Origin of the sequence: Chitinophaga rhizophila, from assembly GCF_019492185.1 — a bacterium.
GTDB lineage: Bacteria > Bacteroidota > Bacteroidia > Chitinophagales > Chitinophagaceae > Chitinophaga > Chitinophaga rhizophila.
This window is the reverse complement of the sequence record NZ_JAICCF010000003.1, coordinates 1,210,468-1,224,088: the sequence shown is the minus strand read 5'-3', so window position 1 is coordinate 1,224,088 and position 13,621 is coordinate 1,210,468. Positions and strand designations below refer to the sequence as shown.

At 45.3% G+C, this 13,621-nt stretch carries 11 protein-coding genes; 7 read left to right on the top strand and 4 right to left on the bottom strand.

Features of this window, described 5'->3' with window-relative positions:
• The first annotated feature begins 145 nt into the window (after nucleotides 1–145).
• Nucleotides 146–727 (top strand): sigma-70 family RNA polymerase sigma factor, encoded by a 582-nt coding sequence (locus tag K1Y79_RS19600; protein WP_044217966.1) that lies wholly within the window; start codon nucleotides 146–148, stop codon nucleotides 725–727.
• A 57-nt stretch (nucleotides 728–784) separates the two neighbouring features.
• Here K1Y79_RS19600 and K1Y79_RS19595 read toward each other — a convergent pair whose 3' ends face one another.
• Nucleotides 785–1,987, bottom strand: coding sequence for a thiolase family protein (locus K1Y79_RS19595; protein WP_220251853.1), 1,203 nt, complete (start codon nucleotides 1,985–1,987; stop codon nucleotides 785–787).
• Between the two features lie 283 nt (nucleotides 1,988–2,270).
• On the opposite strand from K1Y79_RS19595, the gene rlmN reads away from it, so the two are divergent.
• Genes rlmN through K1Y79_RS19580 form a run of 3 tightly spaced genes read left to right on the top strand, consistent with a single transcriptional unit; the run spans nucleotide 2,271 to nucleotide 5,593 of the window.
• Nucleotides 2,271–3,314, top strand: a complete 1,044-nt coding sequence (gene rlmN, locus K1Y79_RS19590) for a 23S rRNA (adenine(2503)-C(2))-methyltransferase RlmN (protein WP_220251852.1) — start codon at nucleotides 2,271–2,273, stop codon at nucleotides 3,312–3,314.
• A 35-nt stretch (nucleotides 3,315–3,349) separates the two neighbouring features.
• Complete coding sequence (locus tag K1Y79_RS19585) at nucleotides 3,350–4,846, top strand: pseudouridine synthase (RefSeq protein ID WP_220251851.1); 1,497 nt, start codon at nucleotides 3,350–3,352, stop codon at nucleotides 4,844–4,846.
• Nucleotides 4,847–4,849: 3 nt separating this feature from the next.
• Nucleotides 4,850–5,593, top strand: a complete 744-nt coding sequence (locus tag K1Y79_RS19580; RefSeq protein ID WP_220251850.1) for an RluA family pseudouridine synthase — start codon at nucleotides 4,850–4,852, stop codon at nucleotides 5,591–5,593.
• 541 nt (nucleotides 5,594–6,134) lie between these two features.
• Here K1Y79_RS19580 and K1Y79_RS19575 read toward each other — a convergent pair.
• Together K1Y79_RS19575 and K1Y79_RS19570 are read right to left on the bottom strand one after the other, a co-directional pair.
• The gene (locus K1Y79_RS19575; RefSeq protein WP_220251849.1) at nucleotides 6,135–6,770 is read right to left on the bottom strand and encodes a peroxiredoxin; all 636 of its coding nucleotides are present in this window, start codon (nucleotides 6,768–6,770) and stop codon (nucleotides 6,135–6,137) included.
• A gap of 262 nt (nucleotides 6,771–7,032) precedes the next feature.
• On the bottom strand, nucleotides 7,033–7,617 hold the full coding sequence (locus K1Y79_RS19570; RefSeq protein WP_220251848.1) for a hypothetical protein: 585 nt from the start codon (nucleotides 7,615–7,617) through the stop codon (nucleotides 7,033–7,035).
• A gap of 101 nt (nucleotides 7,618–7,718) precedes the next feature.
• Here K1Y79_RS19570 and K1Y79_RS19565 point away from each other — a divergent pair, with 101 nt between their 5' ends.
• Together K1Y79_RS19565 and ade are read left to right on the top strand one after the other, a co-directional pair.
• A complete protein-coding gene (locus K1Y79_RS19565; protein ID WP_220251847.1) occupies nucleotides 7,719–8,726 on the top strand; it encodes a helix-turn-helix transcriptional regulator in 1,008 nt (335 codons plus the stop codon).
• A gap of 12 nt (nucleotides 8,727–8,738) precedes the next feature.
• Nucleotides 8,739–10,376, top strand: coding sequence for an adenine deaminase (gene ade / locus K1Y79_RS19560; RefSeq protein WP_220251846.1), 1,638 nt, complete (start codon nucleotides 8,739–8,741; stop codon nucleotides 10,374–10,376).
• A 55-nt stretch (nucleotides 10,377–10,431) separates the two neighbouring features.
• On the opposite strand, the gene K1Y79_RS19555 is transcribed toward ade, so the two are convergent.
• A complete protein-coding gene (locus K1Y79_RS19555; protein ID WP_220251845.1) occupies nucleotides 10,432–11,514 on the bottom strand; it encodes an anhydro-N-acetylmuramic acid kinase in 1,083 nt (360 codons plus the stop codon).
• Nucleotides 11,515–11,659: 145 nt separating this feature from the next.
• Between K1Y79_RS19555 and K1Y79_RS19550 the strand changes: the two genes are divergently transcribed.
• A complete protein-coding gene (locus K1Y79_RS19550; protein ID WP_220251844.1) occupies nucleotides 11,660–13,552 on the top strand; it encodes a YfbK domain-containing protein in 1,893 nt (630 codons plus the stop codon).
• The last annotated feature ends 69 nt before the right edge of the window (nucleotides 13,553–13,621 follow it).

Sequence of the window (13,621 nt, the reverse complement as noted above, 5' to 3'; positions counted from 1 at the left end):
ATATTTGCATTAGATGGATTCAGGAGCCCTTTCCGAATCCGAATTACTAACATAAAATCTACCTATTATAGCGTAAACTCTACACTTTTTTCCTACGACTGTCACAAGTCCTATTTTTATTTTAAACCCGCTATTGTAGAAGTTTATGCAAATAATGTACAAACTAAGTGATGAGCAACTAATTACCCTCTTCAAAAAGGGTCATGCCTCCGCATTGGAAGAATTAGTGCACAGACACAAAGATAAGCTCTATACCTCTATTGTATTACTTGTGAAAGACGCATTCCTGGCTGAAGATATTTTCCAGGATACCTTTATAAAGATCATAGATACTATCAGAGCAGAACGCTATACAGAGAAAGGTAAGTTCCTACCCTGGGCAATGCGTATCGCGCACAACCTGTGTGTGGATCATTTCCGCAAGATCAAGCGTACTCCGATCATTAAAACCAGCGACGATAAAGATATTTTCAACGTATTGAATTTCAGTGAAAGCAGTGCAGAAGAAAAAATGATCACCGCACAGAGCCACGACCGAGTAAGGCGTATGCTCGACCTGCTGCCTGAAGAGCAACGGGAAGTGATCATCCTCCGCCATTACGCAGACCTGAGCTTTAAAGAAATTGCAGATCTCACCCAGGTGAGTATCAATACCGCATTAGGCCGGATGAGATACGGTCTGATAAATCTCCGGAAGATGATGACGGAGAAACAGATTTGTTTGTAATCCTTTTTTTGCTTGCCATCAACGGGCGGCCGGTAGATTCCGACCGCCCGTTTTATTTTAACTCAACTTCTCATACACCATCGCCGCTCCCTGCCCCACTCCTACACACATCGTCGTCAACCCATACTTTGCTCCTGGTCTGCGCGTAAACTCATTGAGTAATGTTGCTGCAATCCTTGCTCCTGTGCAGCCCAGCGGATGCCCGATAGCAATAGAGCCTCCGTTCACATTCACTTTTGAAGTATCCAGTTTAAGGTCACGGATGCAGGCGAGTGCCTGTACTGCAAAAGCTTCATTTAGTTCAATCAGATCCAGTTGATTAACTGTAAGTCCCGCTCTGCGTAAGGCTTTCTCACTTGCCGGTACTGGTCCTATGCCCATGATAGAAGGATCTACTCCGGCCACTGCCATAGACTTAATCTGCATTATTGGGGTCAGATTGTATTGTTTCAGGGCTGCTTCAGATACCACCAATACTACAGCAGCACCGTCGTTGATACCTGCTGAGTTACCGGCGGTTACACTCCCTTCTTTTGCAAAAGCAGGTTTGAGTCCTGCCAGCTTTTCGATAGAAGTTTCTCTGGGCGGCTCATCATCTGTAATGATAACCTGCCCCTGCTTATTAGGAGTGATGGCAATAGGGATAATTTCCGCGTCCCACTTTCCGGCGTCATAGGCTGCCTTGTATTTCACCTGGCTTTCGTAGGCAAACAGATCTTGTTCTTCCCTGCTGATATTCCATTGGCGGGCAATGTTCTCAGCAGTTTCTCCCATTGAGTAGGGATGATACATATCTGCCAGCTTCTTATTAGTAAAGCGCCAGCCTATGGTAGAATCATAAATTTCCGTCTTTCTGCTGAACGGACCATCTGCTTTTGGCATTACCAATGGTGCTCGTGTCATGCTTTCTACTCCACCGGCCAGGTATACATCTCCGTCTCCGCACATAATAGCCCTGGCTGCATCCATGATAGCCTGCATGCCTGAAGCACAGAGGCGGTTAACCGTATTTCCGGGTACTGTTACAGGTAGCCCTGCCAGCAATGCCGCCATCCTGGCTATATCGCGGTTATCTTCACCGGCCTGGTTAGTGGCTCCGGCAATCACGTCCTCAATACTGGCAGGATCAAGGGTTGGATTACGCGCTAAGATGGCTTTGATTAAGTGAGCCAGCATATCGTCTGGCCTGACTGTACTGAGAACCCCACCATAACGGCCTATTGGGGTGCGGACCGCGTCTACTATGTAAGCAGCTTGCATTGCTTGGATGGATTGCTTTGGTTAATAAAGGTTGTAAATGTAGGTGAATCGGACTTAATACCAATGCAGTGAATACCAGCGTGTATCTGCGGCAGACTGCTACCCGCTACTACTCCTCTCCTGTATTCCGCGAATCCTGCGTCAGATGCCGGCTAACCAGCCACTAACCCAGGGAAATACGGGCGACTGGCCCCCTTTGATGGTCAGTGCGTTAAAATAATGTACCTTTGCGGCTTACTACCGACTGCCGTAAGGCAGACATTATCTCATTTAAAGGTCAGGAATGAAATCGGGCAAAACAAACATCCGGCATCTCAGCTTACCGGAATTACAGGAATACTTTGGGTCTATAGATGAAAAACCCTTCCGCGCCAAACAGGTGTATGAATGGTTGTGGCTGAAACACGCTACCAGCTTCAACGCTATGACCAACATTTCCAAAGACTTACGCACTAAACTGGAAGAACATTTTACACTTCCGGCTATCTCTACAGATACTACTCAGCATAGCGATGACGGCACTATCAAAAGCCGCTTCCGCCTGCATGACGGTCACCTGGTAGAAGGTGTGCTGATTCCTACGGATACCCGGCAGACTGCCTGCGTATCATCACAAGTGGGTTGCAGCCTTAGCTGTAAATTCTGTGCAACAGGTTATATGGACCGTAAGCGTAACCTGGAATATGACGAGATTTATGATGAAGTAGCTATGCTAAACCAGCAAGCTATGGAAGCTTACGGCAAGAAACTCAGCAATATTGTGTTCATGGGTATGGGCGAACCCCTCCTGAACTACAAGAATGTACTGAAATCTATCGAACGTATTACCTCCCCGGATGGTCTTGGCATGTCCCCAAGACGAATCACCGTATCTACTGCCGGTGTAGCCAAAATGATCCGCCAGCTGGGAGATGATAAAGTTAAGTTCAACCTCGCATTATCCCTGCATGCTGCCAACGATGAAAAACGCAGCCAGATTATGCCTATCAATGATACTAACAACCTTAAGGTACTGATTGAAGCGCTGAACTACTTCTACAAAGCGACACAAAACCAGATCTCATTCGAGTATATCCTTTTCAAGGACTTCAATGACTCCTTCAAAGATGCCGATGAGCTGATCCGCATATACCGCCAGGTACCTGCAGACCTGGTCAACATAATTGAATACAATCCAATATCCAATGCCCGCTTTATGAAGCCGGACGAAGACGTTGCTGAGGCATTCATGGAATACCTTGCTAAAAACAAGGTAAATGCCCGCTTGCGCCGTAGTCGTGGTAAAGACATAGATGCGGCCTGTGGCCAGTTGGCTAATAAAGGTTGATCAGTTACCCTGCAAACAATTACAAAAACAAACAGATGAGAAAAAATACACCTGCTAAGAAAGGATTTTCCCCTTTCAAGGAAAATAAGAACAGCAGTTCAAATAAAGGCGGCCAGCGCTCTGGTGGCACTGACCGTAAAAGAAATGATGATGACAGTAAAGGACGCGGCGATTCCTCTAAAGGTGACCGTCCTTTCCGTAGTGAATCTCCAAGAGGAGAACGCCCTTTCCGTAGCGAATCTCCAAGAGGAGAACGACCTTCCCGTAGCGAATCTCCAAGAGGAGAACGACCCTCCCGTAGCGAATCTCCAAGAGGAGAACGTCCTTTCCGTAGCGAACGCAAAGAGAAGGATAACGAAGCAACAGGCCGTGGCAAGTTTGAAAGAAGCGAACGTCCTTTCCGCACCGAACGTAAGGATCAAGGTGAGGAAACACCACGTTCCCGCAAATTCGCTAAACCAGGCGGTAGTGAAAAGGCAACTCCTAAACCTACTGAAAGAGATGAGAATGGCCGCAGACGTCGTATAGAACCTGTGCGCAAGACAGCAAGCGGCAGAACGCCTTTCAAACCAAAGCCACAACAGGCTGATGACAGCGCTTTCCATGGTGCCGGCGAAAAGAAAAGTTTCAAGCGCGGTAACAAAGATGAGCGCTCTACTCCCAGCGGCTTTAACCGCAAAAAGTTCTTCGATTCTGCAAATGAACGCTTTGCGGGCAAACAAGATCGTAAGTTAGCTGCGAGAAAAGCCAGACATGAAGATGATAACTTCGGTAAAAAATTCTCAAAGAAAGAAGATAGCAATAGCGTTCCGGGTGAAATGCCGCTGAACAAATTCATCGCTCACTCCGGACTCTGCTCCCGCAGGAAAGCCGTAGACTTCGTAAAAGAAGGAAAAGTGACCGTGAATGGAACGCTCGTGACTGAGCCTGCATTCAAGGTAACTGCAAAAGACGAAGTGGCGATCAATAACAGAAGAATCAGCATCCAGAAAAACTTGGTGTACATACTGCTGAACAAACCAAAAGGGTATATCACCACGACAGATGATCCTGAAGGCCGTAAAACAGTGATGGAACTGATTCAGGATGCTACCACAGAGGAGCAGCGCGTATATCCTGTAGGCCGTCTGGACCGTAATACATCAGGACTGCTGCTGCTGACCAATGATGGTGAACTGGCGCAGAAACTTGCGCATCCAAAGCATAATATTAAAAAGATCTATCACGTCGGACTGAACAAACCGCTTACAAAAGCTGACTTCGAGAACATTCTTCAGGGTGTGACGCTGGAAGACGGCGTAGCACATGTAGATGCGCTGGGTTATGTGGAAGCAGGAGACAAAACGCAGGTAGGTATTGAGATTCACAGTGGTAAAAACCGTATCGTACGTCGCATCTTCGAACACCTGGAATACGAGGTAGAAAAGCTGGATCGTGTTACTTATGCCGGCCTTACCAAAAAGAATATCAATCGTGGTAAATGGCGTTTCCTGACTGAAAAAGAAATCATCCTTCTGAAGCACTTTAAGTAAACTATGCGTATTAACGATATTATCATAAAAGAAACAGCAGACTTTGTTATTATCAACAAACCTGCGGGCACCCTGACCATTCCGGACAGGCATGACAATCAGCTACAATCCCTCCAGGGAATGCTGAGAAAACATTTCGGAGAAATATTCACTGTACACCGCCTGGACAAAGACACCAGTGGTGTTATTCTGTTTGCCAAAAATGAAGTGGCTCACAAATATTACTCACAACTGTTTGAAGGCCGTAATGTGAAGAAATTCTATAAAGGGTTGGTAAACGGACAGTTACACCCTGCTACTGGTACTGTGGATGAGCCAATTATGGAGCATCCGACTATCAAAGGCAAAATGGTAACTAACAGGAAAGGTAAAAATGCCCTGAGTGAATATGAAGTGGAAGAGGCATTTGGTCTTTATAGCCTGGTGAAGATACAGATTCACACAGGCCGTACGCACCAGATCCGTGTACACATGAAACATATAGGCCACCCTATTGCAGTGGATGAGCTGTATGGTACAGCAACACCTGTTTTCCTTTCTGCTATCAAGAAAAATTACAAGCTAGGTAAGCGTGTAGAGGAAGAACGTCCGCTGTTGAGCAGACTTGCCCTACATGCATGGCAGCTGCACTTTAAAGATCAGCAGGGGGAAGAACATGTGATTGAAGCGCCATTACCTAAAGATATTCAGGCAGTTGTGACGCAGTTACGTAAAAATACCGGTAGAAGTACAGAGCTGGTGTTGTAAGCATAAGATATTGATTAGCAAGGCGATTTTGAAAGAAACCGCCTTTTTTATGCCCTATTGTTTCGGTTGATAAAGCTGGCCGAGTAATAACGTGGGTGTCCAGCAAATCATTTACATGCAAAGCATTGCATTTCATCGACTTTTCATCATTGATAATGAATCTTTTACATCGCCCTTGCCCCGGAAATAATCCATGATCCGGCTAAGCTGATTGCGACGACAGTTGTCTGTCTGGTTATTGTTAGTGTTTTACATCATCCTGGCACCAAAAGGGCACTTCAAGGTCACCTCAATATCCCGGGGATATTGAGGTGACCTTGAAGTGATGAATTAGTGCAGGTTAGATATAAGACATTATACCTGTTTAAACGAAAGTTTGAGCTGGGGAAAGGGTATAAAAAGAAAAAACGGGGAGAAATCCCCGTTTCGTAAAAATCAAAAACCAACCATTAAAAACTCTTATGAATAAAAACCTGGCACATTGCTGCGCAGGTTTTAAACGAACATTTTTATGAATGCCCACTTATAACAAGCCGCTACTTTATTTATTTGGCTGCGGTGTTGTTCTTAAGTAAGGCTTAATAATCTTATGGCCTTTAGGAAAACGACCGGGAATGTCTTCGGTTTTAACCGCAGCAGTCACGATAACATCTTCACCATCAACCCAGTTTGCAGGAGTTGCTACACTATAATTAGCAGTCAGCTGCAGCGAGTCAATTACACGGAGAATCTCATGGAAATTTCTACCGGTAGAAGCCGGATATGTAATTGTCAGCTTTACTTTTTTGTCTGGTCCGATTACAAACAGGGACCTTACGGTGAAGGTTTCTGATGCATTCGGGTGAATCATGTCGTAAAGATCGGAAACTTTCCTGTCTTCATCTGCAATAATCGGAAACTCTACATTGGTATTCTGAGTTTCGTTAATATCATTGATCCAGCCCAGGTGTTTATCCAGTGGATCTACGCTGAGGGCTAGTACTTTTACGTTGCGTTTTGCAAATTCGTCTTTCAGTTGTGCGGTTTTACCTAATTCGGTAGTACACACTGGAGTATAATCTGCAGGATGGGAGAACAAAACACCCCAGCTATCACCCAGGAACTCATAAAAATCAATATCACCCTGTGAAGTCTTCGCCTGAAAGTTCGGAGCTATATCGCCTAATCTTAAACCCATAAGTGCAATTTTTTAGAGTAATCAAAAATAGGAATTTCCTACAAATATTATAGACTTTACAACTATTTTTCAAAAAAAAATTCCCCACCTGTGAATCAGGCGGGGCGGAGTTAAAACAAACAACTGGACGCAAAAGGTATCAGGGATAACGCTTACTTAAAGCGCAACACAACACCGTCAGGGGTTACCGGGTCGCTTTTTCGGGGTTATCAGGGTTTTTCAGGGGTAATTAGGGGTTCATGAGGATAGCAGGGGTACGAGTTTATGAGGTTCGTTCTTTCCATGCATAATATGCCAGTGTAAACTTCAGGTCATCTGCCAGATCCGCTTTCTTACGCGCACCGTCTTCATCAAACTCCAGCTCAATATACCCGAGGTACAGCTCATAGCTCTTATGAAGCATTTCCATACAATGGTCTATTTGTCTGACGTACTGCGGTACCCGGGCAGATGGTAATGGGGTAACTTGTTCAATATAGTAGCATTCTCCTGCTGTGTACTCAGCCCAGCGTTCATTTTCACGATTTGCCGGCAGGGTTAACCTGAAATACATGTTATCAAATAATACCGCCTTTCCAAGCTCCATCTCCAGATCAATCATATCAGGTATCTGCTCCATATTCTCCAACTTGTGCACGATTGTCATCTGCACAGCATCACTCCTGTCCTGCACATAGCGCAACATCGTATTTAACACTTCATACGTCGTTATAAAGTCACAACGTTGCCAGGTATCATCTCTTTGGATGTGCCCCCAGAATGTTAAATAATTGGTATCATCCAGAATGATCTGACCAACTGATATAGCCTGCGAGGTGGTTACTATAGCGGTATTTATCTGTTTCATAACTGAATCATTGTTGATAACAATACAAAGATACCCAGGCAAAACGCAGAGAATTTGCGTAGCGAATTTTAACTATTTTTATCCTCTAAATAATTGAATGCATGCCTAAAAACAAGGATGCTGTTTCGCGTTATCGCTGGATAGACGAGCGTTTACGCAACAAGCGTTTGAGAAAACCCACCCTGGAGGACCTTATTGAATTTGTATCCGGGAAAATGGATGCCACCATTTCTACCCGTACCATTCAGAAAGATATCCAGGACATGCGCCATGACCCCGAATTGAATTATAAGGCGCCTATCCTGTACGACCGTAGTACAGGCACCTATCGCTACGAAGACGAAACATATTCTATTAACAGTCTGCCGATCGATGAAGCGGATTTGCAGGGGTTGGAAATCGCGATCGGTATACTGGAACAATTCCGTAGTCTGCCTGTTATTGTGCAGTTTGAAGATGCTATACTGAAAATAGCAAACAGCCTGAAAAAAAACAGGGAAGTACTGGAGCATAAAGGACTGATAAAGTTTGCACGCGCCACACAATACAAAGGCGCTGCTCATATTCCTTTCATCGTTGATGCCATTAAAGGAAGAGAAGTCATCCGTATTGCCTACCAGAGCTTTGACAGAAATGAACCAAAAGAACATTGGGTAGAGCCTTACCACCTGCGCGAATACCAGTACCGCTTCTATCTGATTGGTAAAAGCCAGAAAGCAAAAGGTGGTACACTGCTGACATTTGCACTGGACAGGATTGTAGACATATGGCCAACCAGCAAAACGTTTGATGAAAAGAACTTTGATGATGCCAGTTATTACAAACATGCCATCGGCGTAACTGTGCCACAGGGTGAACCTGAGAAAGTAGTACTGGCATTTACTCCGCTGCAAGGCAAATACATAAAATCGCAGCCGATACATCCCTCACAGCAGATTGAAAAAGATACAGATCAAGAATGCCATATATCTTTGCGGGTTGTGATCAATCACGAACTACAGATGCTCCTGCTGAGTTATGGTGCGAATGTAAAAGTGTTGCAACCAGCAGTACTGGCAGAGAAAATCGCAGCGGAAGCAAAATCTATGCTGCAGAATTATTCATCCTAAAATCATTCGCTGATGACAAACTCATTTCAGATATCCGGTAACCTGATAGATATACTGCAACAGAAGATTTATCCTGCTACTGTCACTGTTGAAAATGGTATCATTACAGATATTACAGAAGATACCATCACACACGAGCAATATCTGCTACCCGGCTTTGTAGATGCGCATGTGCATGTGGAAAGCTCAATGCTGACGCCTTCCCAGTTTGCCAGATTAGCAGTAGTGCATGGTACTGTTGCCACTGTTTCCGATCCGCATGAAATAGCAAATGTACTCGGTGTAAGTGGTGTGGAATATATGCTTGAAAATGGCAAAACTGTTCCTTTTAAATTTTGCTTTGGTGCCCCATCCTGCGTACCGGCAACGATCTTTGAAACTGCCGGCGCAGAGGTTACTGTGGCAGATGTAGAAGCACTATTACAAAAGCCGGAAATACTTTATCTGACAGAGGTGATGAACTTTCCCGGCGTGTTACAGGAACAACCGGACGTAATGGCTAAAATAGCTGCCGCAAAACGTATCGGGAAACCGGTAGATGGACATGCCCCAGGCCTGCGCGGAGAAGATGCAAGGAAGTACATTGCTGCCGGCATCAGCACTGACCATGAATGCTTCACAGCTGAAGAAGCACTTGACAAGCTGCAGCATGGTATGCATATCCTTATCAGGGAAGGCAGCGCTGCACGTAACTTTGATGCATTGATACCATTGCTGCACGATCATCCGGAAAAGATTATGTTCTGCAGTGATGATAAACATCCGGACAATCTCGTGGAAGGGCACATCGATGCACTGGTCAGAAGAGCACTCGCCCTGAAGATTGACCTGTTTAAAGTATTACGTGCTGCATGTGTGAACCCTGTATTGCATTATAAAATACCCGCTGGATTATTACGCATTGGGGATACTGCTGACTTTATCGTTGCTGATCATCCTGATACATTTAACATCAAAGCAACCTATATCAACGGACAGCTGGTCGCGCAGAATGGCGAAACATTAATACCTTCAGTCATCGCGCCAGTTATCAATAACTTTGAATGTGCACAGCGATCTACCAGCGATTTCCGTATTACTGCCAGTGGCATGACTACTAAAGTAAAAGTGATTGAAGCACTGGATGGTCAGCTGATCACTAACAGCTTCATTGAAACACTACCTGTAACAGATGATCAGCTGTTTTCCTCTACAGAAAAAGACATACTGAAGCTGGCTGTAGTTAACAGATACACGCCTGCTCCTGCTGCACTGGGCTTTATCAGGAACTTCGGTTTCAAACATGGTGCTATCGCGTCTTCCGTTGCACATGACAGTCATAACATCATTGCAGTTGGTGCAGATGATGAAAGTATTGCGCTGGCAGTTAATGCAGTCATTGCACATAAAGGAGGCGTAAGTGTGGCGGTAGATGGTGAGGTAAAGATATTGCCTTTACCAGTTGCAGGATTAATGAGTAATCTGGATGGCTATGAAGTAGCTGCTCAATATAGTGAGCTGGATAAAGCAGCAAAAGCTTTGGGAAGTAAGCTGGATGCACCGTTCATGACATTATCTTTTATGGCACTGCTGGTGATCCCACATCTGAAGTTAAGTGACAAAGGTCTGTTTGATGGCGACAGTTTCAGCTTTACAGCGGCTGTGATATAACAATCTGAATGAATGCAGGCATACCAGCAGAGGCGCTGTTATGCCTGCATTCATTTTATTCTACCGCCCATAAAGCACCACCCACACTATCCTTCTCTGCACCCGTCACAGATGCGAAAGCATTAGATTCCTGTCTCCAGCGCAAAGCGCCCAGTAATGCAACCATTAATGCATTACGGAATGGCTCTTCCTGCACAGTAACATTGATGTTCAATGGTTGTACTGCTTCGCGGATAGCCTGTACCAGGTATGCGTTTTTAGTACCACCGCCTGTCAGCAGCAAGTTATTAGAAGCGCCTTCCTGTGGTGCTTGCAGTTGCTGTACAGCTGCTGCCACCTGAGCGGCAATATGATGCGTATAAGTATTCAATTTTCCTTGCGTAGACAACTGGTGTTGTTGTATCATTGGCAGAATAGTACCAGTACCAAATTTCGCAGCTAAAGTTCTGGGATATTTTTGACTGTAGAAAGCGAGTCCGTTCAATGTATCCAGCAGACGCTGATCAGTTACGCCGCCTGCAGCAAGTTTACCTTCATCATCAAAAGCACGTCCCAGCATACCGGCCAGTGTATCCAGCACATAATTGCATGGACAGATATCAAAAGCAATCAGCTGACCTTCTGACTGTGCAGCAAGGGTAGCATTTTCTGCCAGGTTCACCCGGTAATGGTAATCAGGAAATAACAGCTGCTCTGCAACTGGTAATACAGGACCACCTTTTCCACCCAGCGCAATATCCATCGCACGAAGATCGCTGATTACAGAGATGCCTGTCAATGCAGCAATAGCAGCTCCATCTCCCAGCTGGGCCGTCATTTTCTGTGCAGGCACATGGAATGCGGTATGTCCATGACTTGCTATAAAATGCACTTTATGATCCAGTTGATGTTGTGTAATGAACTGATTAACAGCCTGTCCTATGAAGTGACCATACTCGCTATTCAGCAACATATAATCACGGGCAGGCATCTCAGCAGCCTTACCGAGTTTTTCTTCCCACTCAGGGGTATAAGCAAGGCGTTCTGCCGCCTTTATTTCATATGTCCATTTCCCACGTACTTCTGTCAATACTGCGAAAGCTATATCCAGTCCTGCCAGCGACGTGCCGGATGTGACGCCGATTACATTATAAATCATAGGGTAAAATTAGGAATTAGGAATCAGGAATCAGCAATTTCTTTGTAAGCATCGCCGGCGTATTTCCGGATAAATAATTTTTCCAGGCATTTATGGAATCACCCATATCGGCAGCATCATGATAGCGGACTAAAATAACTGCAATATGCTCAAACATCTTCCCACCCTGCTCCTGGGCCTCATGATATACTTCCAGACGGGTATACCTACTGAAGGATTTGCACAATCTGCCCTATCATCACGAAGTGCTGGTAAGGTGAAGGCTACCATCGTTGATGCTGACAATAATCAACCTTTACCTGCTGTTACCATACAACTGCGTAGTAAGAAAGGCGTCGTTATAGCGGGTACAGTCTCTGATGAAAACGGAAAGGCGATGTTTGAACTAGATAGCAATGTTGCAAGTATCCAGGTGATGTATATAGGATATATTACGCAAAGCTTCCAGGTGAAAGCGCTCAAACCCGGATCTGCGCTCAACATAAAGCTGAAACCTTCCCATAATGCATTGCAGGAAACGGTTGTAGTATCGTTAGGCATTCGGGGTAAAGCATTAATGGCCAGTCCGGCATTATATGGCTCAAGATCTTTACAAGGATATGCTGCAGAATATAATACAGAAGACTACAGCCCAATCAATGAGAATACTTTCCATACTGTTTCTACTAACCCACTTAGTACTTTCTCTATAGATGTAGACAGAGCCTCTTATGCTAATGTGCGCCGTTTTCTGAATAATGGAGATATGCCGCCCATTGATGCAGTGAGAGTGGAGGAAATGATCAACTATTTTGACTATCAGTACAAAAATCCCACAGGCAATGACCCGGTTGCAATACATACAGATATGGCAGTATGCCCCTGGAATAATGAACATCAGCTGGTGCGTATTGCGCTGAAGGGGAAAGAGGTGGCTAAAGAAAATCTGCCCCCATCTAACCTGGTATTCCTTATTGACGTTTCCGGCTCTATGCAAGGTCCGCAAAGGCTGCCATTGGTAAAGCAGGCCTTTAAGGTACTGGTTAACCAGCTGAGACCTGCTGACAGGGTAGCTATAGTGGTATATGCCGGCGCTGCGGGCCTCGTACTGCCATCTACACCTGGTAATGAAAAGACCACTATCCTGGATGCTTTGGATAAACTGGAAGCAGGCGGATCCACTGCAGGCAGCGCAGGCATCAAACTGGCCTATGAGACCGCTGCTGCCCATATCATGAGGAACGGCAATAACAGAGTCATCATCGCTACCGACGGAGATTTTAATGTTGGCGCATCCAGCGATGGAGAGCTGCAACGCCTGATTGAAAAGGAAAGGGAGAAAGGTATCTTCTTGTCGGTATTGGGTTTCGGCATGGGCAACTATAAGGACAACAAACTGGAAACACTGGCCGACAAAGGCAATGGGAACTATGCTTACATAGACAATTTTGAAGAGGCCAGACGCACCTTCGTCACCGAATTTGGCAGTACATTGTTTACCATTGCCAAAGACGTAAAGCTGCAGGTAGAGTTTAATCCTAAACATGTGCAGTCGTACAGGCTGGTAGGTTATGAAAACAGGATGCTGGCGGATGAAGATTTTAATGACGACAAGAAAGATGCAGGAGATATGGGCGCAGGTCATACTGTGACAGCCTTGTATGAGATCATTCCTGTGGGCAGTAAAAGCCGAACGCCGGCTGTTGACCCGTTGAAGTACCAGCAGAACAAAGCCGTTGGTGACAACAGTCCGGAAGTACTTACTGTAAAAATGCGGTATAAAACACCGGAATCCAGTAAGAGCCAGCTGGTAACGCAGGTACTATTATGGAAGCAGCAGGATATCAAGGATGCGCCGGAAGATTTCCGTATGGCCACAGCTGTTGCTGACTTCGGACTGCTACTACGTAATTCCGAACACAAGGGTAAAGCGACTTATGAGCAGGTACTGAAGATAGCCGGAAGTGCCCGTGGAAGTGATGAAGAGGGGTATAGAGCTGAATTTATCCAACTAGTCAAAAAAGCGCAATTAATCAGCAACAATCATGGTACAAAATAGTTCGTTCTAACCGGTCTTTCTTCATTGTTATCCCGGGACCGGTCAGGGTTTGGATACCTTGACCGGTCT